Raw genomic sequence first — 21,014 nt, forward strand, 5'->3', positions numbered from 1 at the left:
CTCACTGAGGGGCCCCCGGAGAACTGCCGTTCTCCGGGGGCCCCTCTTCGCCCTCCCGGCGGAAGACCTGGATCAGCCAGGCCGAGAAGGAACCCGTCACGGCGCCCAGCAGGCCCAGGCCGAAGGTCATCAGCCCGACCGCGATCAGCCGCCCCCTCGCCGTCACCGGGGTCACGTCGCCGTAGCCGACCGTGGTCAGCGTCTGGCACACGCACCACACCGCGTCCCAGAACGTGTGGATCGGGGACGAGGGGTCCTGCCGCTCGACGTGGTAGATGCCCAGCGCGCCGGAGAAGCCGAGCAGCACCGACGAGAGGCCGGCGTACGTGATCACGCGCGGGTAGAGCCCGCGGCGCGGGCGGTCGTGCTTGGCCTGGATGGCGTCGTGGACCTTGACCATGCGCAGCGGCCGCAGCGTCGGCAGCAGGACGACCAGGGCGTCCAGCCAGTGCAGGCGGATGAAACGCCGCGGCCGCTGGCGGCTGAGGACCAGCCGCACCAGGAAGTCCACGATGAAGCAGAGCCAGGTCACCAGGACCAGGACGCTCGCGACGTCCCGCCAGAGGCTGTGGGCGTCGCTGGCCAGCACGCGGACCGCGTACCCGGCGAGGAAGACCAGCGAGGCGTAGAACAGGGGCAGCTCGGTACGGCGCTCCCACACTGCGTCCCGGGTCTCGGCTTGTTCGCGCATGGCCCCAGCATCGCGGTCGTGGCGGCGGTCTTCGCCCCGGCGACACGCCCTCCAGGGGCAAGGTCATATGCTGCATCCCATGACGAGTGAGCCGGAGCAGCAGATCGGTGTGGGCACGCAGGACGCGTTCCAGCGTCTGTGGACGCCCCACCGGATGGCGTACATCCAGGGGGAGAACAAGCCGACCGGTCCGGAGGCCGGGGACGGCTGTCCCTTCTGCGGGATTCCGGAGATGTCCGACCAGGACGGCCTGGTCGTGGCCCGGGGCAGGCACGTCTACGCCGTGCTGAACCTGTACCCGTACAACGGCGGACACCTGATGGTCGTCCCGTACCGGCACGTCGCCGATTACACGGAGCTCGACGCGGCCGAGACGGCCGAGCTGGCCGATCTCACCAAGCGGGCCATGATCGCGCTGCGCAAGGCGTCCGGGGCGCACGGGTTCAACATCGGCATGAACCAGGGCGCGGCCGCGGGGGCCGGCATCGCGGCGCACCTGCACCAGCACATCGTGCCCCGCTGGGGCGGGGACACGAACTTCATGCCGGTGGTCGGCCACACCAAGGTGCTGCCCCAACTCTTGGCGGACACCCGCCAGATGCTCGCCGACGCCTGGCCCACCGACTAGGGCCGGACGACCAGGAGCTCCCGGGGCCGCAGGCCGGTCCCGGGAGCTCCCGGCTAGGCGTCGTACACGTCGGCCTTGCGCGGGGCGGCGTCCTGGACGAGCCCGCTGACGATCATCGAACGGTTGTTGAAGCGGTCGATGTCGGCGCCGTTCTCCTCGAGGACCCGCATCGCGGCCGCGTGCACCGCCCGCAGGACGGGGGTGGCGGCGCGCAGTGCGTCGTCGGCCATGAAGCGGTGGCGCCAGGGCTGGCCCGCCCAGACGTGGCGCAGGCCGAACGGCTCCGGCAGGACCAGCTTGCCGCCGAAGAAGTCGAGGATCGGCGGGAACCAGGTCAGCGGGGCGCGGACGGCGAGGCGGACCACTTCCTGGGCGTCCACCAGCGGCAGCGTGCGCTCCACGGTCTCCCAGAACCGGACGGACTTCGGTACCTCGACCTTGGGGGCCGCGGACTTCGTGGTGAACAGGCCGTGCACCGGACCGAGCGCGTGACCGGTCACCTCGACCCGCAGGGTCTTGTACAGCACGGTGACCGTCACCAGCATGGTGATCACCAACTGGCCGTCCCAGAGCGGGTACTGGATGCCGAGGTAGTGCCGGTTGCCGCCGCTGAACTGCTGCTCGTTGCAGATCCGGGTGATCTCGTGCGGCTTGATGAGGAAGGTGTCCACGTCGGCGCCGGTGGGGCGGGCGACCTCCGCTGCTCCCTCGCCGACCGGGGTGACGATCCAGTGCTGGATCGAGGCGGGCGGCAGGCCGCCGGTGTGCAGGGGACCGCGCTCCAGCTTGCGCAGCTCGGTGTCGACCGCGCGTATGACGTCCCAGCTGCGGAACGGGTGGATCTCCATGCCTTCGGTCTTGGGGGCGAGCTCCTCGGCCATCTGCCAGCTGCCCCAGCGGGTGCCCATGCCGAGGATGCCCTTGGGGCCGGCGTAGAAGACGGAGTTGCTGCGGTCCTCGGCCGTGAGCTTGGCGAGCGAGTGCCGCAGGTCCTCGCGGGCCTTCTCGTCGGGGTTGCCCGGGACCGCCTCCGGGATCTTGGCGCCGATGCCGTCGCCGGCGAGCAGGCCGTCCCAGCGGGAGCGCAGGTCGGTGGCGGTGGCCTCGCAGATCCGGCGGGCGAGGAGCCAGCCCGCGGCGGGGACGATGATCATGCCGCGCAGGTAGAGGCCGAGGAAGCCGGTGAACGGCAGCCGGAACATGAGCACGGCCGCCACGACGGCGACGCCGACGAGCAGCAGGGTGCCCAGCCAGGACGAGCGTTTGCCGTCACCCTTGGACAGTGTCTTGCGGAGCTGGAACAGGCCCAGCCACAGCAGCAGGCCGGGCAGGAACAGCACCCCGGCGACGAGCATGATCATGCGCAGCTTGCGGTCGCGCTCCTTGCGGATGCGGGAGGCGGCCAGGCAGTGCTCGACGACGGTCTGCGGATCGAGGCCGAAGGACTGGATGAGCGGTTTGCGGCCGGAGGCGAGGGTGCGGGCCTCGACGGCGCGGCAGAAGGCCTCGCCCAGGTTGGGTTCGAAGAGCGAGATCTTGGGGGGTTTGATCGTCGACTTGTGGTACTCGTTGTCGGCTTTGAGTATGTCGGACAGCTTGCTGTCCTTGCCGCCGTCCCGGTATGCGGCCGAGGCGAGGGCGTTGGTCGCCGCGGTCTGGCCGCCGGCCCCCTGCAAGGGGATCTGTGCCCCGGGCCTGAAGTCGAATCCGTCGTCCGCCACCGTTGCCCCCATCGCTGTGCGTTGTGCTCTTTTGCCGCGCAGATGAGCCTATCGGCGTATCTCGTCCCATGGTCATGGGACAGGGAAATGCCGCCCACCGCAAGCGGGTTGGGTGGGCGGCTTTCCAACGGCGCCTGGCGCCGCGGCGATCAGGTTCCCTTCTCGGCCTGTTCCCGGACCTTGTCGGCGATCTGGGGCGGCATGGCTTCGTGGCGGGCGTAGGCGCGGGTGAAGCGGCCCGTGCCGTGCGAGACGGAGCGCAGTTCGACGGCGTACCGGCCGATCTCGATCTCGGGGATCTCGGCGCGGACGCACGTGCGGCCGGGGCCGGCCTGTTCGGTTCCGACGACGCGGCCGCGGCGGCCGGCGAGGTCGCTCATGACGGGGCCGACGTACTCGTCGGGGACGTGGACGGCGAGCTCGGCGACCGGTTCGAGGAGGTGGATGCGGGCCTCGGCGGCGGCTTCGCGCAGGGCGAGGGCGCCCGCGGTCTGGAAGGCGGCGTCGGAGGAGTCCACCGAGTGCGCCTTTCCGTCGAGGAGGGTGATGCGTACGTCGACCATCGGGTAGCCGGCCGCGACCCCGCGGGCGGCCTGGGTGCGTACGCCCTTCTCGACGGACGGGATGAACTGGCGGGGCACGGCGCCGCCGACGACCTTGTCGACGAACTCGATGCCGCTGCCGGGCGGGAGCGGTTCGACCTCGATCTCGCAGATGGCGAACTGGCCGTGCCCGCCGGACTGTTTGACGTGTCGGCCGCGGCCGGCGGCCTTGGCGCCGAACGTCTCGCGCAGGCTCACCTTGTGCGGGACGGGGTCGACCTGGACCCCGTAGCGGGTGCGCAGCCGTTCGAGGGCGACGTCCTGGTGCGCCTCGCCGAGGCACCACAGGACGACCTGGTGGGTGTCCGGGTTCTGTTCCAGCCGCATCGTGGGGTCCTCTGCGACGAGCCGGGCCAGACCCTGGGAGAGTTTGTCCTCGTCGGCCTTGCTGTGGGCCTCGATGGCGAGGGGGAGCAGCGGGTCGGGCATCGGCCAGGGCTCCATGAGCAGGGGCCGGTCCTTGGCCGAGAGGGTGTCGCCGGTCTCGGCGCGGGTGAGTTTGGCCACGCAGGCGAGGTCGCCGGCGATGGCCTGGGTGAGAGTGCGCTGCTGTTTGCCGAAGGGGGAGGTGAGGGTGCCGATCCGCTCGTCGACGTCGTGGTCCTCGTGCCCGCGGTCGGCCAGTCCGTGGCCGCTGACGTGCACGGTCTCCTCGGGGCGCAGGGTGCCGGAGAAGATGCGGACGAGGGAGACGCGGCCGACGTAGGGGTCGGAGGAGGTTTTGACGACCTCGGCGACGAGGGGCCCGTCGGGATCGCAGGTGACGGCCGGGCGGTCGGCGCCGTCCGGGGCGGTGACGGCGACGGCGGCGCGCTCCAGGGGGGTGGGGAAACCGCCGGTGACCAGTTCCAGGAGCTCGACGGTGCCGAGGCCCTGGCGGGCGCCGTCGGTGGCGGGGGCGGCCATCAGGACGGGGTGGAAGGTGCCGCGGGCCACGGCGCGCTCGAGGTCGTCGACGAGTGTCTTGATGTCGATCTCCTCGCCGCCGAGGTAGCGGTCCATGAGGCTCTCGTCCTCGCTCTCCGCGATGATCCCCTCGATGAGGCGGGAGCGGGCGTCGGCGATGCGGGCGAGCTCGTCGGGCGAGGGATCGCGCTCCACGCGCTCCCCGGAGGTGTAGTCGTACACGCGCTGGGAGAGCAGGCCGAGGAGACCGGCGACCGGCGCGTGCCCGTCGGGGCCGGGAGGCCCGTACAGGGGCAGGTAGAGCGGGATGACGGCGTCGGGGTCGTCGGCTCCGAAGATCTCGCCGCAGACGGTGGTCATCTGCGCATAGTCGGCCCGGGCGGCCTCCAGATGGGTGACGACGATGGCGCGGGGCATGCCGACGGCCTCGCACTCGTCCCAGACCATGCGGGTGGCGCCGTCGATGCCGTCGGAGGAGGAGACGACGAAGAGGGCCGCGTCGGCGGCGCGCAGACCGGCCCTGAGCTCGCCGACGAAGTCGGCGTATCCGGGGGTGTCCAGGATGTTGATCTTGATTCCGCCCCATTCGACGGGGACGAGGGACAGCTGTACGGACCGCTGCTGCCGGTGTTCGATCTCGTCGTAGTCGGAGACGGCGGTGCCGTCCTCGACCCGGCCGGCCCGGTTGACGGCGCCCGCCGTCAGGGCGAGGGCCTCGACCAGCGTGGTCTTGCCGGCTCCGCTGTGGCCGACCAGCACGACGTTCCGTACGGACGACGGCCGGTCGGCCGTCGGTGCCCTGCCGGCGGCTCCGGCTTGGTGTGATGTGGCTCCCATGGTGCTCGTGCCTCCCGGTGTGACGGTGAGGAGGTTGATCGGGGTCCTTCGAGCTTTGCACTGGCGTCACACTGCGTCCATACGTAGTACCCGGCGCCGTCCGGAGCGTGTCGCGGACACGGACCGGCGATTGTCTGGCGCGAACCGGTGGGTGCGCGGCAGTGGCGGCCCGGGGCGCTGGCTACGATGGGCCAGCCGGTGGCCGATGTGGCCGTGCGGCCCAGCGACCCTCTGGGAAGGCCATGCTGAACAAGTACGCGCGTGCTTTCTTCACGCGTGTTCTCACGCCATTCGCCGCATTCCTCCTCCGGCGGGGGGTGAGCCCGGACGCGGTCACCCTGATCGGCACGGCCGGAGTGGTGGCGGGAGCGCTGGTCTTCTTCCCCCGGGGGGAGTTCTTCTGGGGCACGATCACCATCACCCTGTTCGTGTTCTCCGACCTGGTGGACGGGAACATGGCCCGCCAGGCGGGGGTCTCCAGCCGCTGGGGCGCCTTCCTCGACTCGACGCTCGACCGGGTGGCCGACGCGGCGATCTTCGGCGGCCTCGCGCTCTGGTACGCGGGCAACGGGAACGACAACGTGCTGTGCGCGGTGGCGATCTTCTGCCTGGCCAGCGGCCAGGTGGTCTCGTACACCAAGGCCCGCGGCGAGTCGATCGGGCTGCCGGTCGCCGTCAACGGGCTCATCGAGCGCGCCGAGCGGCTGGTGATCTCGCTGGTCGCAGCTGGTCTGTCCGGGCTGGAGACCTTCGGGGTGCCGTCCTGGATCGGGGTGCTGCTGCCCATCGCCCTGTGGGTCGTGGCCGTGGGCTCGCTGGTCACGCTGGTCCAGCGGGTGGTCACCGTACGCCGTGAGGCGGCGGAGGCCGACGCCGCGGCCGCCGTGGCCGAGGGCGGCGCGGCCTGATGGGCCGGGTGCAGGACAAGCTGGTCGACGGCCTGTACGGGCTCGGCTGGGCCGGGGTGAAGAAGCTGTCGGAGCCGGCCGCGGTGGCCCTCGGCCGCCGGATCGCCGACTACGCGTGGAAGAGGCGCGGCAAGAGCGTGCTGCGGCTGGAGTCGAACCTGGCTCGAGTCGTACCGGACGCCGGGCCGGAGCGGCTCCGGGAGCTCTCGCAGGCCGGCATGCGCTCGTACATGCGCTACTGGATGGAATCCTTCCGGCTGCCGACGATGGACCCGAAGCGTTTCGGCACGGACGTCGAGTTCAAGGACGAGCACCTCCTGCGCGAGGCACTCGCCTCCGGGCGCGGGGTCGTCGTCGCCCTGCCGCACCTGGCCAATTGGGACCTCGCCGGAGCGTGGGCCATCGGCCACATCGGCGTCCCGTTCACCACGGTCGCCGAGCGGCTGAAGCCGGAGAGCCTCTACGACCGCTTCGTGGCCTACCGGGAGAGCCTCGGCATGGAGGTGCTGCCCCACAGCGGCGGCGCGGCCTTCGGGATCCTGGCCCGCCGGCTCCGCTCCGGGGGTCTGGTGTGCCTGGTCGCGGATCGCGACCTGTCGGCCTCCGGGGTCGAGGTGGACTTCTTCGGTTCGGCGGCGCGCATGCCGGCCGGGCCGGCGCTGCTGGCGCAGCAGACGGGGGCGGTACTGCTCCCGGCAACCCTGCACTACGGGGACTCGCCGAAGATGTACGGCCGGATCCACCCCGAGGTGGCGGTGCCGAAGACCGGGACCCGCGACGAGAAGACGGCCGGCATGACCCAGGCCGTGGCCGACGCCTTCGCGCTCGGGATCGCCGAGCACCCCGAGGACTGGCACATGCTGCAGCGGCTGTGGCTGGACGACCTGGAGGAGCGCTCCGCGTGAAGATCGGCATTGTCTGCCCGTACTCGTGGGACGTGCCCGGCGGCGTCCAGTTCCACATCAGGGACCTCGCCGAGCACCTGATCCGCCTCGGCCACGAGGTCTCGGTGCTGGCCCCGGCGGACGACGAGACGCCGCTGCCGCCGTACGTGGTCTCGGCGGGGCGGGCGGTGCCGGTGCCGTACAACGGCTCGGTGGCCCGGCTGAACTTCGGCTTCCTGTCGGCGGCCCGCGTGCGGCGCTGGCTGCACGACGGCGTCTTCGACGTGATCCACATCCACGAGCCGGCCTCGCCCTCGCTGGGACTGCTGTCCTGCTGGGCGGCGCAGGGCCCGATCGTGGCCACGTTCCACACCTCGAACCCGCGCTCGCGCGCCATGATCGCGGCGTACCCGATCCTGCAGCCGGCGCTGGAGAAGATCAGCGCGCGGATCGCGGTGAGCGAGTACGCCCGGCGCACGCTGGTCGAGCACCTCGGCGGGGACGCGGTCGTGATCCCCAACGGCGTCGACGTGGACTTCTTCGCCGGTGCCGAGCCGAATCCGGCCTGGTCCGGGCAGACCCTCGGGTTCATCGGCCGGATCGACGAGCCCCGCAAGGGACTGCCGGTGCTGATGGCGGCCTTCCCGCGCATCGTGGAGGAGTGCCCGGACGTACGGCTCCTCGTGGCCGGCCGCGGCGACGAGGAGGAGGCGGTGGCCTCCCTGCCCGCCGACCTGCGGGCGCGGGTCGAGTTCCTCGGCATGGTCTCCGACGAGGACAAGGCGCGGCTGCTGCGCAGCGTCGACGTCTACGTCGCCCCGAACACCGGCGGCGAGAGCTTCGGCATCATCCTCGTCGAGGCGCTGTCGGCGGGGGCCGCGGTGCTCGCCTCCGACCTGGACGCGTTCGCGCAGGTCCTGGACCAGGGGGCGGCGGGGGAGCTGTTCACCAACGAGGACGCGGACGCGCTGGCCGCCGGCGCCGTGGCCCTGCTGCGCGACCCGGCCCGCCGGGCGGAGCTCAGCACCCGCGGCTCGGCGCACGTACGCCGCTTCGACTGGTCGACGGTCGGCGCGGACATCCTCGCGGTGTACGAGACGGTGACGGACGGCGCGGCGGCGGTGGCCACGGACGAGCGCGTCCCCCTGCGCACCCGCCTCGGCCTCACCCGGGACCCGTCGGCCTGACGGGCGCCTCCCCGAGCCCCTCCCGGGCAGCCCCTCCCGGGCCCGGCGCCTACGGACGGATTCCCCCGCGGCGCGCCGGAGCCGGGGAGGCCCGCATGCGCCGACCCGCGCGAAGGGCGCGTGCGGGGGGAGGGGGTATTGTCGCGGGCCGTGATCGAAACCCTTGTCTGGACTGCCCTGGCGCTCGGCGTCATCGGGGTCTACCTCAGCTGGACCGCCGGACGGCTGGACCGGCTGCACTCGCGGATGGACGCCGCCCGCGCCGCCCTCGACGCGCAGCTCGTGCGGCGCGCCTCGGTGGTGATCGAGGTGGCCGCCTCCGGAGCGCTCGACCCCGCCTCCTCGATCGTCCTGTACGAGGCCGCCCACGCCGCCCGCCAGGCCGAGGAGGAGCACCGCGAGGTCGCCGAGAGCGAGCTCAGCCAGGCGCTGCGCGCGGTGTTCTCCGATGCCGCCCAGGTCGAGGTGCTCAAGGCCGCCCCGGGCGGCGAGGCGGCCGCCGAGGAGCTGGCCGCCGCCGTCCGCCGGGTGCCCATGGCGCGGCGGTTCCTCAACGACGCCGTGCGGGCCGCCCGGGCGCTGCGGCGCCACCGCAAGGTCCGCTGGTTCCGGCTGGCCGGCCACGCCCCGTTCCCGCTCGCGTTCGAAATGGACGACGAGCCTCCGGTGGATCTTGCCGACCGTCCCTAGGGGGCCCGGCGGGCCCTAGTTGTACCCAAAGGCCAATTTGAAAGAGGCCACCGGCTCCTCATTGGCCCTTGCGGTGGACTGGTCGGGAGGGGTTTGCTCGGCGGAGTACCACCGCAGCACTTGCGCGGCGTACCACTGCAGCGCCCGTCTTCCCTTCGAGTGAGGTCAATCCGTGAGCACGCTTCCCTCCACCCCGCAGTCCGCTGAGTCCGCGATCGGCACCTCCCGCGTCAAGCGCGGCATGGCCGAGCAGCTCAAGGGCGGCGTGATCATGGACGTGGTCAACGCCGAGCAGGCGAAGATCGCCGAGGACGCCGGCGCCGTGGCCGTCATGGCCCTCGAGCGGGTCCCCGCCGACATCCGCAAGGACGGCGGCGTCGCGCGCATGTCTGACCCGAACATGATCGAAGAGATCATCGAGGCCGTCTCCATCCCGGTCATGGCCAAGTCCCGCATCGGCCACTTCGTCGAGGCCCAGGTCCTGCAGTCCCTCGGCGTCGACTACATCGACGAGTCCGAGGTCCTGACCCCGGCCGACGAGGTCAACCACTCCGACAAGTGGGCGTTCACGACCCCCTTCGTCTGCGGTGCCACCAACCTGGGCGAGGCCCTGCGCCGCATCGCCGAGGGCGCGGCCATGATCCGCTCCAAGGGCGAGGCCGGCACCGGCAACGTCGTCGAGGCCGTCCGCCACCTGCGCCAGATCAAGAACGAGATCGCCCGCCTGCGCGGCTACGACAACAACGAGCTGTTCGCCGCCGCCAAGGAGCTGCGCGCCCCGTACGAGCTCGTCAAGGAAGTCGCCGAGCTCGGCAAGCTCCCGGTCGTGCTGTTCTCCGCCGGTGGCGTCGCCACCCCGGCCGACGCCGCGCTGATGCGCCAGCTCGGCGCCGAGGGCGTCTTCGTCGGCTCCGGCATCTTCAAGTCGGGCGACCCGGCCAAGCGCGCCGCCGCCATCGTGAAGGCCACCACCTTCTACGACGACCCGAAGATCATCGCGGACGCCTCCCGCAACCTGGGCGAGGCCATGGTCGGCATCAACTGCGACACCCTCCCCGAGTCCGAGCGCTACGCCAACCGCGGCTGGTAATCACCATGACCAACCCCGTCATCGGTGTCCTGGCCCTCCAGGGCGACGTACGGGAGCACCTGATCGCCCTGGCCGCGGCGGACGCCGTGGCCAGGCCGGTCCGGCGCCCCGAGGAGCTCGCCGAGGTCGACGCCCTGGTGATTCCCGGCGGCGAGTCGACGACGATGTCGAAGCTCGCCGTCCTGTTCGGCATGCTCGAGCCGCTGCGCGAGCGCGTGCGGGCCGGCATGCCGGTGTACGGCACCTGCGCCGGCATGATCATGCTCGCCGACAAGCTGCTCGACGGCCGTGAGGACCAGGAGACGCTGGGCGGCATCGACATGATCGTCCGCCGCAACGCCTTCGGCCGCCAGAACGAGTCCTTCGAAGCGAAGATCGATTTCGCCGGCATAGCGGGCGGCCCCGTCGAGGGCGTCTTCATCCGCGCCCCGTGGGTCGAGTCGGTCGGGGCCTCCGCCGAGGTGCTCGCCTCGTACGAGGGCCACACCGTCGCCGTGCGCCAGGGCAACGTTCTGGCCACCTCGTTCCACCCCGAGCTGACCGGCGACGACCGAGTCCACGCGTACTTCGTCGACATGGTGCGCGCGGGGCTGTAATCAGGTCCCGGTAGGATCTGAGGTGAACACTGTTGGTTACGCGAAGGAGACAGGCGGATGTCCGGCCACTCTAAATGGGCTACGACGAAGCACAAGAAGGCCGTGATCGATGCCAAGCGCGGCAAGCTCTTCGCGAAGCTGATCAAGAACATCGAGGTCGCGGCCCGTATGGGCGGTGCCGACATCGACGGCAACCCGACCCTCTTCGACGCCATCCAGAAGGCCAAGAAGAGCTCGGTCCCGAACAAGAACATCGACTCCGCGGTCAAGCGCGGCGGCGGCCTCGAGGCCGGCGGCGCCGACTACGAGACGATCATGTACGAGGGCTACGGTCCGAACGGCGTCGCGGTGCTCATCGAGTGCCTCACCGACAACCGCAACCGTGCCGCGTCCGACGTGCGCGTCGCCATGACCCGCAACGGCGGCTCGATGGCGGACCCGGGCTCGGTCTCGTACCTGTTCAACCGCAAGGGTGTCGTCCTGCTGCCCAAGGGCGAGCTCTCGGAGGACGACGTCCTGGAGACGGTGCTCGAGGCCGGTGCCGAAGAGGTCAACGACCTCGGCGACAGCTTCGAAATCATCAGCGAGGCCACCGACATGGTCGCGGTCCGCACCGCGCTCCAGCAGGCGGGCATCGACTACGACTCGGCCGACTCCAACTTCCTGCCGACCATGCAGGTCGAGCTGGACGAGGAGGGTGCGCGCAAGATCTTCAAGCTGATCGACGCGCTGGAGGACAGCGACGACGTGCAGAACGTCTTCGCCAACTTCGACGTCTCGGACGAGGTCATGGAGAAGGTCGACGCCTGATCGGGCATCAGCGGCGGGCCGACGGGGACACACCCCGTCGGCCCGCCGCTTTGTCAGTGCCACCGGTTAGCCTGCACGCACTGGCAATCGGCGGAGTGTGGGGGGTGGTGCAGTGCGCGTACTCGGCGTGGACCCGGGACTGACCCGGTGCGGTGTCGGCGTGGTCGAGGGGGTCGCCGGCCGTCCGCTGACGATGCTCGCGGTGGGGGTCGTACGGACACCCGCGGACGCGGAGTTGGGGCACCGGCTCGTCGCGATCGAGCGCGGCATCGAGGAGTGGCTGGAGCGCCACCAGCCCGAAGTCGTCGCCGTGGAGCGGGTGTTCAGCCAGCACAACGTCAGCACGGTGATGGGGACCGCCCAGGCGAGCGCCGTTGCCATGCTGTGCGCGGCGCGCCGCGGGATACCGGTCGCCCTGCACACCCCCAGCGAGGTCAAGGCCGCCGTCACCGGCTCCGGCCGGGCCGACAAAGCGCAGGTCGGGGCGATGGTGACCCGGCTGCTGCGGCTCTCCGCCCCGCCCAAGCCCGCCGACGCCGCGGACGCCCTCGCCCTCGCCATCTGCCACATCTGGCGGGCCCCCGCCCACAACCGCCTCCAGCAGGCGGTCGCCCTGCACGCCTCGAAAGGCCGCCCCTCATGATCGCCTTCGTCAGCGGCCCGGTCGCCGCAATCGCCCCCACCCTGGCCGTGATCGAGGTCGGGGGAGTGGGCATGGCCGTGCAGTGCACCCCGAACACCATCGCCGGCCTGCGGATGGGGGAAACGGCGCGGCTGGCGACGTCGCTGGTCGTCCGGGAGGACTCGCTGACGCTCTACGGCTTCGCCGACGACGACGAGCGGCAGGTCTTCGAACTGCTGCAGACGGCGAGCGGGGTGGGTCCGAGGCTCGCGCAGGCGATGCTGGGGGTGCACAGTCCGGACGCGCTGCGGACGGCCGTCGGGACGGGGGACGAGAAGGCCCTGATGGCGGTCCCCGGGATCGGCAAGAAGGGCGCGCAGAAGCTGTTGCTGGAGCTGAAGGACAAGCTGGGCGCGCCGCTGGTGGGCGCGCAGCGTGCCCCTGCGAGCTCCGGGCCGGCTCCCTGGACGGAGCAGCTCTCGGCGGCCCTGATCGGCCTGGGGTACGCCTCCCGGGAGGCGGAGGAAGCGGTCTCGGCGGTGACCCCGCAGGCGGAGGCCGCCATCGCGGCCGGTGGCTCCGTCCCCGTCCCCCAGCTCCTCCGGGCGGCCCTCCAGTCCCTGAACCGAGCCCGCTGACCTCGCCGCCACCGGGCCGGGTACCGCTGCGCGGGGGCGCGGGGGCCGGCCCCCTCAGCGGCGCCGCACCGGCGGGGTCCCGGCGCAGACCGGTGAACGGGAGAAGCGCGGGGAGGGGGGAGCAGCCCCCGCAGGGCGCCGGCGGCCCGGCAGAGACCACCGTACGAACCGAGAAGGCAGACTGACAGCGTGAACTGGGATGACGAGAGCGACGACCGGATCGTGGCGGCGGCAGCAGACGGCGAGGACACCGCCGTCGAGGCGGCGCTGCGCCCCAAGGACCTCGGCGAGTTCGTCGGCCAGGAGAAGGTCCGTCAGCAGCTGGACCTCGTCCTCAAGGCGGCCCGCCAGCGCGGCGCCACCGCCGATCACGTCCTGCTCTCCGGCGCGCCCGGCCTCGGCAAGACCACCCTCTCCATGATCATCGCCGCCGAGATGGGCGCGCCCATCCGGATCACCTCCGGCCCCGCCATCCAGCACGCCGGCGACCTCGCCGCGATCCTGTCCTCCCTCCAGGAGGGCGAGGTCCTCTTCCTCGACGAGATCCACCGCATGTCCCGGCCCGCCGAGGAGATGCTGTACATGGCCATGGAGGACTTCCGCGTCGACGTGATCGTCGGCAAGGGGCCCGGGGCCACCGCCATCCCCCTCGAGCTGCCGCCCTTCACCCTCGTCGGGGCGACGACCCGCGCCGGCCTGCTCCCGCCGCCCCTGCGCGACCGCTTCGGCTTCACCGGGCACATGGAGTTCTACGCCCCCGAGGAGCTGGAACGCGTCATTCACCGCTCCGCCCGCCTCCTCGACGTGGAGATCGACACCGCCGGCGCCGCCGAGATCGCCGGCCGCTCCCGCGGCACCCCGCGCATCGCCAACCGCCTGCTGCGCCGCGTCCGGGACTATGCGCAGGTCAGGGCCGACGGGGTGATCAACCGCGAGGTGGCCGGCACCGCCCTGCAGGTGTACGAGGTGGACGCGCGCGGGCTCGACCGGCTGGACCGGGCCGTGCTCGAAGCCCTGCTCAAGCTGTTCGGCGGCGGCCCCGTCGGGCTGTCCACCCTCGCCGTCGCCGTCGGAGAGGAGCGCGAGACCGTGGAGGAGGTCGCCGAGCCGTTCCTGGTACGGGAGGGGCTGCTCGCCCGTACCCCCAGGGGCCGGGTCGCGACCCCCGCGGCATGGGCCCACCTGGGACTCGTCCCGCCGCAGCACGGCGGGAGCGGATCAAGCGGACAACAGGGCTTGTTCGGGGCCTGACGGCGCGGAGGTTCGCCCGCTCAGGAACTGCGGTGCCATGCTGGGCGTTGTTCCATCGGTGCGGACTCGCCTAGACTCCGCCGATGCCGACCCTTCAGGTCGGCATGCCCACCCCCGTAGAAAAAGGCCGTCTCCCGTGCGGTCGTGCGAAGGATCTCCGTCCCGTGAATCTCGTGACACTCCTCCCGTTCATCGTGCTCATCGGGGCGATGTTCCTGATGACCCGCTCCGCGAAGAAGAAGCAGCAGGCGGCCGCGCAGATGCGTGACCACATGACGCCCGGCACCGGTGTCCGCACCATCGGCGGCATGTACGCCACGGTGAAGGAGATCGGCGACGACACCGTCACCCTCGAGGTGGCCCCCGGTGTTCACGCGATCTACGCGAAGAACGCCATCGGCGCCGTCCTGGAAGACGCGGAGTACAACCGCATCGTCCACGGTGCCGGTGATGATCTGACGATCGACACGCCGGTCGTCCCGGACGACGCCTCCTCGCTGACCCTGGACAAGGACGCGGACAAGGCCGAGGACAAGGCCGAGGACGAGGCCCCGAAGCTCGACCTGGGCAAGAAGGACGAGCCCAAGGCCGACGCGTCGGACGACTCGGAGCCCAAGGACGGCAAGGCCGACGGCGAGGCCGGCACGAAGTAGCGCGCGGCCGGGGACCGTGCAGGCGCCTGACCGGCGGCCGGTGCGGTCCCCGTCAGTGACACTTCTGCGGGGGGCAGGGGTCCCCACCACACATTTTTCGTGGCCGTCCGCGCGCTGACCCGGCGCGGGGCGGTTGGACAGGGAGATACGACAAGGTGGCAGCACCGAAGAAGGGCCGGCGGCCCACGGGGGCTCAGGGGAGGCCGGGGCGCGCCCTGGCCATCATCCTGATCGCGATGGTGGCGCTCACCGCGGGGATGTTCCTCACGAAGCAGACGACCCCCCGGCTCGGCATCGACCTCGCGGGCGGTACGAGCATCACGCTCAAGGCCAAGAGCGAGCCCGGCAAGCCGGACGCGATCAACAAGACCAACATGGAGACGGCGGTCGGCATCATCGAGCGCCGTGTCAACGGTCTCGGTGTGTCGGAGTCCGAGGTCCAGACGCAGGGCCGCGACCACATCATCGTGAACATCCCCAAGGGGACGAACGAGAAGCAGGCTCGCGAGCAGGTCGGCACCACCGCCCAGCTGTACTTCCGCCCGGTCCTGGCCTTCGCCGACGGTGCCCCGGCAGCCCCCGAGGCGACGCCGAGCCCCTCCGCGAGCAGCTCCGGCGCCCCGAAGGCCGAGAGCAGCGGCAAGCCCGGCGCCTCGGCCACCCCGTCGTCCAGCGCCACTTCCCAGGGCCGTGCGCTCAGCGAGGCCCTCAAGGCCCCGGGCGCCACCGCCACTCCCTCGCCCTCGGCGAGCGAGTCGAAGAAGGCAGACGACAACAAGGCTCCGACCCCGACCCCGGCCCCGTCCGGCATCGAGGCGGCCGCCGCCGACCTGCAGGCGAAGTTCGCCGCGCTGGACTGCACCAACGAGGCGCAGCGCACCGCCGCCGGCAAGGGCGCCAAGCCCGAGGACGCGACGCTGGCCTGTGGCAAGCGCGGCGACGCCTGGGGCAAGTGGATCCTCGGCCCCGCCGGTGTCGCCGGTACGGACGTCAAGGACGCCAAGGGCGTCATCGACCCGCAGCGCGGCCAGTGGATCGTCACCATGCAGTTCACCGACAAGGGCGCCGACAAGTTCGCCAAGATCACCGGTGAGCTGGCCACCAAGCAGATGCCGCAGAACCAGTTCGCGATCGTGCTCGACGGCGAGGTCGTCTCCGACCCGTCCGTGAGCCAGGCGCTGACCGGCGGCAACGCCGAGATCTCCGGCGGCTTCAACCAGCAGTCCGCGCAGGACCTGGGCAACATGCTCTCGTACGGCGCGCTGCCGCTCTCCTTCAGCGAGGACAGCGTCACCACCGTCACCGCCGCGCTCGGCGGCGAGCAGCTGAAGGCCGGCCTCATCGCCGGTGCCATCGGCCTCATCCTCGTGGTGATCTACCTGCTCGTGTACTACCGGGGCCTGGCCTTCATCGCCATCGTCAGCCTCCTGGTGTCCGCGATCCTCACCTACACGATCATGGCGCTGCTCGGAAAGGGCATCGGCTTCGCGCTGAACCTGCCCGCCGTCTGCGGTGCGATCGTCGCGATCGGCATCACGGCGGACTCGTTCATCGTGTACTTCGAGCGCATCCGCGACGAGATCCGCGAGGGCCGCACCCTGCGCCCGGCCGTGGAGCGGGCCTGGCCGCGTGCCCGGCGCACCATCCTGGTGTCCGACTTCGTGTCGTTCCTGGCCGCTGCGGTGCTGTTCATCGTCACTGTCGGCAAGGTGCAGGGCTTCGCCTTCACGCTGGGTCTGACCACCCTGCTCGACGTGGTCGTGGTGTTCCTCTTCACCAAGCCGATCATGACGCTGATGGCCCGTACGAAGTTCTTCTCCAGCGGTCACCCGTGGTCCGGACTGGACCCGAAGCGGCTCGGCGCCAAGCCGCCGCTGCGCCGGTCCCGCCGTACCGGCTCCGTCACCGCTCCCGTCGACGCAAAGGAGGCGTGAGAGATGTCGAAGCTGGGAGATCTCGGCGCCAGGCTGTACCGCGGTGAGGTCGGCTACGACTTCGTCGGCAAGCGTTTCATCTGGTACGGCGTTTCCATCCTGATCACCATCACGGCGATCGTGGCCCTGGCCGTTCAGGGCCTCAACATGGGCATCGAGTTCAAGGGCGGTGCCGTCTTCACCACCCCGAAGACGGCCGTCTCCGTCGCCAGGGCGACCGAGGCCGCGGAGAAGGCCTCGGGCCACGACGCGATCGTCCAGGAGCTCGGCACGGGCGGCATGCGCATCCAGATCTCGGGTCTGGACACGAACGACGCGGCGGGCGTCAAGAAGCAGCTCGCCACCGACCTCAAGGTCACCGAGGCCGACATCAACGCGGACCTGGTCGGCCCCAGCTGGGGCGACCAGATCGCGAACAAGGCCTGGACCGGCCTCGGCGTCTTCATGATCCTCGTGGTGATCTACCTCGCCATCGCCTTCGAGTGGCGGATGGCGGTCGCGGCACTGATCGCCCTGATCCACGACCTCACCATCACCGTCGGCGTGTACGCGCTGGTCGGCTTCGAGGTCACGCCGGGCACCGTGATCGGTCTGCTGACGATCCTCGGTTACTCCCTCTACGACACCGTCGTCGTCTTCGACGGTCTGAAGGAGGGCTCGAAGGACATCACCAAGCAGACCCGCTACACGTTCAGCGAGATCGCCAACCGCAGCATCAACGGCACCCTGGTCCGCTCGATCAACACCACGGTCGTGGCGCTGCTCCCGGTCGGAGCGCTGCTCTTCATCGGCGGCGGCTTCCTGGGCGCCGGCATGCTGAACGACATCTCGCTGTCGCTGTTCGTCGGCCTCGCGGCCGGTGCGTACTCCTCGATCTTCATCGCGACCCCGCTGGTCGTGGACCTCAAGGAGCGCGAGCCGGCGATGAAGGCCCTGAAGAAGCGGGTGCTCGCCAAGCGGGCGGCCGCTGCGGCGAAGGGTGAGTCCGCGGACGGCGAGGGCCAGGAGGCGGGCGACGCCCCGCAGGTCGTGGCCCAGGGCCGGCCGGGGCGGCGCCGGTGAGCGCGCTGTCACCCGAGGCGCGCGAGCTGCTGCTCAGCCGGATCAAGGACGTCCCGGACTACCCGAAGCCGGGTGTGATGTTCAAGGACATCACCCCGCTGCTGGCCGACCCCAAGGCCTTCGCGGCCCTGACGGACGTGCTGGTGGAGCTGGCCGGGCTGTACGGCGCGACGAAGATCGTCGGGCTGGAGGCGCGCGGGTTCATCCTCGCGGCGCCGGTGGCGGTCCAGGCGGGCATCGGCTTCGTGCCGGTGCGCAAGGCCGGGAAGCTGCCGGGTGCGACGCTCGCGCAGTCGTACGAGCTGGAGTACGGGACGGCGGAGATCGAGGTCCACGCGGAGGATCTGGCGGCCGGTGACCGGGTCATGGTCATCGACGACGTCCTGGCCACCGGTGGCACCGCCGAAGCCTCGCTGACGCTGATCCGGCGGGCCGGGGCCGAGGTCGCCGGTGTGGCGGTCCTGATGGAGCTGTCGTTCCTGCCGGGCCGCGCCAAGCTGGGCGCTGCTCTGGGCGGTGCCCCGCTGGACGCCCTGATCGTCGTCTGACCTCCATCTGCCGAGCGGCGGGTATCCGGGCCAACCCGGGTGCCCGCCGTTCGCATGTGCGGCGCCGTTGCCGGGGGCCGGCCCCCGGACCTCCGCGCCTCGAACGCCGGCGGGGCTGAAATTCCCGGGGCGGAGCCGCGGCAGCGGACCCGCATTGACAGGAGGCTCGGCGAACGAGCGGCCGGAAGCATCGCTACCATGGGTTATCCGGACCGGACACGGGCACCGGATCCTCCCCCACACTTCGTCCCGGGGGGACCCCCAGAGGAGCGCTCTTGCCAGACGAGGTCCAGCCACTCTCCGCCGCGCAGCCCGACCCGCAGGCCGAGCAGGCCGCGGCGCCCCCCGCCACGCCCCCGCCGGCCCCGCCCGTGAAGCCCGCGCCCGCGAAGTCGGCCGGGTCCTCCAACCGCGTGCGCGCCCGCCTCGCCCGCCTCGGCGTCCAGCGTTCCAACCCGTACAACCCGGTACTGGAACCGCTGCTCCGTATAGTCCGCAGCAACGACCCGAAGATCGAAACGGCCACGCTGCGCCAGATCGAGCAGGCGTACCAGGTCGCCGAGCGCTGGCACCGCGGCCAGAAGCGCAAGAGCGGCGACCCGTACATCACCCACCCGCTCGCGGTGACGACCATCCTCGCCGAGCTGGGCATGGACCCGGCCACCCTGATGGCCGGCCTGCTGCACGACACCGTCGAGGACACCGAGTACGGGCTGGAGGACCTGCGCCGCGACTTCGGCGACGCCGTGGCCCTGCTCGTGGACGGCGTCACCAAGCTCGACCGGGTCAAGTTCGGCGAAGCCGCCCAGGCCGAGACCGTCCGCAAGATGGTCGTGGCGATGGCCAAGGACCCCCGGGTCCTCGTGATCAAGCTCGCCGACCGGCTGCACAACATGCGCACCATGCGCTACCTCAAGCGGGAGAAGCAGGAGAAGAAGGCCCGCGAGACCCTCGAGATCTACGCCCCGCTGGCGCACCGGCTGGGCATGAACACGATCAAGTGGGAGCTCGAGGACCTCGCCTTCGCGATCCTCTACCCCAAGATGTACGACGAGATCGTCCGCCTCGTCGCCGAGCGCGCGCCCAAGCGCGACGAGTACCTCACCGTCGTCACCGACGAGGTGCAGACCGATCTGCGGGCCGCCCGCATCAAGGCCACCGTCACCGGCCGGCCCAAGCACTACTACAGCGTCTACCAGAAGATGATCGTCCGCGGCCGCGACTTCGCGGAGATCTACGACCTGGTCGGCATCCGCGTCCTCGTCGACACCGTACGGGACTGCTACGCGGCCCTCGGCACCGTGCACGCGCGATGGAATCCGGTCCCCGGCCGGTTCAAGGACTACATCGCGATGCCCAAGTTCAACATGTACCAGTCGCTCCACACGACGGTCATCGGACCCAGCGGCAAGCCCGTCGAGCTCCAGATCCGCACGTTCGACATGCACCGCCGCGCCGAGTACGGCATCGCCGCCCACTGGAAGTACAAGCAGCAGACCGTCGCCGGCACCTCCAAGGTCCGCACCGACGTCCCGCAGGCCGCCAAGGGCAGCGCCGGCCAGGACACCGTCAACGACATGGCCTGGCTGCGCCAGCTGCTGGACTGGCAGAAGGAGACCGAGGACCCGGGCGAGTTCCTCGACTCCCTGCGCTTCGACCTCTCCCGCAACGAGGTCTTCGTCTTCACGCCCAAGGGCGACGTCATCGCGCTGCCCGCGGGCGCCACCCCGGTGGACTTCGCGTACGCCGTCCACACCGAAGTCGGCCACCGGACCATAGGCGCACGCGTCAACGGCCGGCTCGTCCCGCTCGAGTCGACCCTCGACAACGGCGACCTCGTCGAGGTCTTCACCTCCAAGGCCGAGGGCGCGGGGCCGTCCCGCGACTGGCTCGGCTTCGTCAAGTCCCCGCGGGCCCGCAACAAGATCCGCGGCTGGTTCTCCAAGGAGCGCCGCGACGAGGCCATCGAGCACGGCAAGGACGCCATCGCGCGGGCCATGCGCAAGCAGAACCTGCCGATCCAGCGGATCCTCACCGGCGACTCGCTCGTCACCCTCGCCCACGAGATGCGCTACCCGGACATCTCCTCCCTGTACGCGGCGATCGGCGAGGGCCACGTGGCCGCGCAGGGCGTCGTACAGAAGCTGGTGCAGGCCCTCGGCGGCGAGGAGGCCGCGAACGAGGACATCGAGGAGAGCGTCCCGCCGTCCCGCGCCCGCGGGAAGCGGCGCGGCAACGCCGACCCCGGCGTGGTCGTCAAGGGCGTCGAGGACGTCTGGGTCAAGCTGGCCCGCTGCTGCACCCCGGTGCCGGGTGACCCGATCATCGGGTTCGTCACCCGCGGCAGTGGCGTATCGGTTCACCGCGCCGACTGCGTCAACGTGGACTCCCTCTCCCAGCAGCCCGAGCGGATGCTGGAAGTCGAATGGGCGCCGACCCAGTCCTCGGTCTTCCTGGTCGCCATCCAGGTCGAGGCGCTGGACCGGTCCCGGCTGCTGTCGGACGTCACCCGGGTCCTGTCGGACCAGCACGTGAACATCCTCTCCGCGGCCGTCCAGACCTCCCGCGACCGGGTGGCCACCTCCCGCTTCACCTTCGAGATGGGCGACCCGAAGCACCTGGGACACGTCCTGAAGGCCGTACGCGGCGTGGAGGGCGTCTACGACGTCTACCGCGTCACCTCGGCCCGCCGGCCCTAGCCGAGCGCGCGCAGGGCACGCGGAGCAGGCAGAGCACGTACGAGGGCTCCGGTACGC

The 21,014-nt window shown here is 71.1% G+C and carries 19 protein-coding genes; 16 read left to right on the top strand and 3 right to left on the bottom strand.

What is annotated here, in order from left to right; all coding sequences use genetic code 11:
* Position 1 precedes the first annotated feature (1 nt).
* On the bottom strand, positions 2 to 691 hold the full coding sequence (locus AB5J51_RS31290; protein WP_136224307.1) for a potassium channel family protein: 690 nt from the start codon (positions 689 to 691) through the stop codon (positions 2 to 4).
* Positions 692 to 758: 67 nt separating this feature from the next.
* Between AB5J51_RS31290 and AB5J51_RS31295 the strand changes: the two genes are divergently transcribed.
* Positions 759 to 1,319, top strand: a complete 561-nt coding sequence (locus AB5J51_RS31295) for an HIT domain-containing protein (protein ID WP_053786039.1) — start codon at positions 759 to 761, stop codon at positions 1,317 to 1,319.
* A 53-nt stretch (positions 1,320 to 1,372) separates the two neighbouring features.
* Here AB5J51_RS31295 and AB5J51_RS31300 read toward each other — a convergent pair whose 3' ends face one another.
* Positions 1,373 to 3,040: a hypothetical protein gene (locus AB5J51_RS31300; RefSeq protein WP_369779159.1), complete on the bottom strand. Its 1,668-nt coding sequence runs from the start codon at positions 3,038 to 3,040 to the stop codon at positions 1,373 to 1,375.
* 149 nt (positions 3,041 to 3,189) lie between these two features.
* Entirely contained in the window at positions 3,190 to 5,385 is a 2,196-nt protein-coding gene (locus tag AB5J51_RS31305) for an elongation factor G-like protein EF-G2 (RefSeq protein WP_369779160.1), read from the bottom strand.
* A gap of 242 nt (positions 5,386 to 5,627) precedes the next feature.
* Here AB5J51_RS31305 and pgsA point away from each other — a divergent pair, with 242 nt between their 5' ends.
* The 15 genes from pgsA to AB5J51_RS31380 all read left to right on the top strand — a co-directional run bounded on the left by pgsA (position 5,628) and on the right by AB5J51_RS31380 (position 20,957).
* On the top strand, positions 5,628 to 6,293 hold the full coding sequence (gene pgsA, locus AB5J51_RS31310) for a phosphatidylinositol phosphate synthase (protein WP_053786042.1): 666 nt from the start codon (positions 5,628 to 5,630) through the stop codon (positions 6,291 to 6,293).
* Positions 6,293 to 7,198, top strand: a complete 906-nt coding sequence (locus AB5J51_RS31315; RefSeq protein ID WP_369779161.1) for a phosphatidylinositol mannoside acyltransferase — start codon at positions 6,293 to 6,295, stop codon at positions 7,196 to 7,198. Before pgsA ends, AB5J51_RS31315 begins: the two co-directional genes overlap by 1 nt.
* Entirely contained in the window at positions 7,195 to 8,364 is a 1,170-nt protein-coding gene (locus AB5J51_RS31320) for a glycosyltransferase family 4 protein (RefSeq protein ID WP_053786044.1), read from the top strand. Before AB5J51_RS31315 ends, AB5J51_RS31320 begins: the two co-directional genes overlap by 4 nt.
* Positions 8,365 to 8,514: 150 nt before the next feature.
* Entirely contained in the window at positions 8,515 to 9,054 is a 540-nt protein-coding gene (locus AB5J51_RS31325; protein WP_030294527.1) for a membrane protein, read from the top strand.
* 172 nt (positions 9,055 to 9,226) lie between these two features.
* On the top strand, positions 9,227 to 10,144 hold the full coding sequence (pdxS, locus tag AB5J51_RS31330) for a pyridoxal 5'-phosphate synthase lyase subunit PdxS (RefSeq protein WP_030294529.1): 918 nt from the start codon (positions 9,227 to 9,229) through the stop codon (positions 10,142 to 10,144).
* A gap of 5 nt (positions 10,145 to 10,149) precedes the next feature.
* Complete coding sequence (gene pdxT / locus AB5J51_RS31335; protein WP_030294531.1) at positions 10,150 to 10,740, top strand: pyridoxal 5'-phosphate synthase glutaminase subunit PdxT; 591 nt, start codon at positions 10,150 to 10,152, stop codon at positions 10,738 to 10,740.
* A gap of 57 nt (positions 10,741 to 10,797) precedes the next feature.
* Positions 10,798 to 11,550, top strand: a complete 753-nt coding sequence (locus AB5J51_RS31340; protein ID WP_053786045.1) for a YebC/PmpR family DNA-binding transcriptional regulator — start codon at positions 10,798 to 10,800, stop codon at positions 11,548 to 11,550.
* Positions 11,551 to 11,662: 112 nt separating this feature from the next.
* Positions 11,663 to 12,193: a crossover junction endodeoxyribonuclease RuvC gene (ruvC, locus tag AB5J51_RS31345; RefSeq protein ID WP_369779162.1), complete on the top strand. Its 531-nt coding sequence runs from the start codon at positions 11,663 to 11,665 to the stop codon at positions 12,191 to 12,193.
* On the top strand, positions 12,190 to 12,810 hold the full coding sequence (gene ruvA / locus AB5J51_RS31350; protein WP_369779163.1) for a Holliday junction branch migration protein RuvA: 621 nt from the start codon (positions 12,190 to 12,192) through the stop codon (positions 12,808 to 12,810). The genes ruvC and ruvA overlap by 4 nt, the downstream gene beginning before the upstream one ends.
* 189 nt (positions 12,811 to 12,999) lie before the next feature.
* Positions 13,000 to 14,061, top strand: coding sequence for a Holliday junction branch migration DNA helicase RuvB (gene ruvB / locus AB5J51_RS31355; protein WP_133898554.1), 1,062 nt, complete (start codon positions 13,000 to 13,002; stop codon positions 14,059 to 14,061).
* 164 nt (positions 14,062 to 14,225) lie between these two features.
* Entirely contained in the window at positions 14,226 to 14,714 is a 489-nt protein-coding gene (gene yajC, locus AB5J51_RS31360; RefSeq protein WP_369779164.1) for a preprotein translocase subunit YajC, read from the top strand.
* Between the two features lie 155 nt (positions 14,715 to 14,869).
* A complete protein-coding gene (gene secD, locus AB5J51_RS31365; protein ID WP_053786049.1) occupies positions 14,870 to 16,648 on the top strand; it encodes a protein translocase subunit SecD in 1,779 nt (592 codons plus the stop codon).
* Between the two features lie 3 nt (positions 16,649 to 16,651).
* Positions 16,652 to 17,710, top strand: a complete 1,059-nt coding sequence (gene secF / locus AB5J51_RS31370) for a protein translocase subunit SecF (RefSeq protein ID WP_053786050.1) — start codon at positions 16,652 to 16,654, stop codon at positions 17,708 to 17,710.
* Positions 17,707 to 18,258 carry an adenine phosphoribosyltransferase gene (locus AB5J51_RS31375; protein ID WP_136224312.1) on the top strand — a complete coding sequence of 184 codons (552 nt, stop codon included), beginning with the start codon at positions 17,707 to 17,709 and terminating at the stop codon, positions 18,256 to 18,258. Before secF ends, AB5J51_RS31375 begins: the two co-directional genes overlap by 4 nt.
* Positions 18,259 to 18,533: 275 nt before the next feature.
* Entirely contained in the window at positions 18,534 to 20,957 is a 2,424-nt protein-coding gene (locus tag AB5J51_RS31380; RefSeq protein ID WP_053786052.1) for a bifunctional (p)ppGpp synthetase/guanosine-3',5'-bis(diphosphate) 3'-pyrophosphohydrolase, read from the top strand.
* Positions 20,958 to 21,014: the final 57 nt, after the last annotated feature.

This window comes from Streptomyces sp. R33 (assembly GCF_041200175.1).
Taxonomy (GTDB): Bacteria; Actinomycetota; Actinomycetes; order Streptomycetales; family Streptomycetaceae; genus Streptomyces; species Streptomyces katrae_B.

Excerpts from the sequence above, each read along its gene's own strand:
- AB5J51_RS31290 (WP_136224307.1), bottom strand. The coding sequence starts at position 691 with ATGCGCGAACAAGCCGAGACCCGGGACGCAGTGTGGGAGCGCCGTACC.
- AB5J51_RS31295 (WP_053786039.1), top strand. The coding sequence starts at position 759 with ATGCTGCATCCCATGACGAGTGAGCCGGAGCAGCAGATCGGTGTGGGC.
- AB5J51_RS31305 (WP_369779160.1), bottom strand. The coding sequence starts at position 5,385 with ATGGGAGCCACATCACACCAAGCCGGAGCCGCCGGCAGGGCACCGACG.
- pgsA (WP_053786042.1), top strand. The coding sequence starts at position 5,628 with ATGCTGAACAAGTACGCGCGTGCTTTCTTCACGCGTGTTCTCACGCCA.
- AB5J51_RS31315 (WP_369779161.1), top strand. The coding sequence starts at position 6,293 with ATGGGCCGGGTGCAGGACAAGCTGGTCGACGGCCTGTACGGGCTCGGC.
- pdxT (WP_030294531.1), top strand. The coding sequence starts at position 10,150 with ATGACCAACCCCGTCATCGGTGTCCTGGCCCTCCAGGGCGACGTACGG.
- AB5J51_RS31340 (WP_053786045.1), top strand. The coding sequence starts at position 10,798 with ATGTCCGGCCACTCTAAATGGGCTACGACGAAGCACAAGAAGGCCGTG.
- ruvA (WP_369779163.1), top strand. The coding sequence starts at position 12,190 with ATGATCGCCTTCGTCAGCGGCCCGGTCGCCGCAATCGCCCCCACCCTG.
- secF (WP_053786050.1), top strand. The coding sequence starts at position 16,652 with ATGTCGAAGCTGGGAGATCTCGGCGCCAGGCTGTACCGCGGTGAGGTC.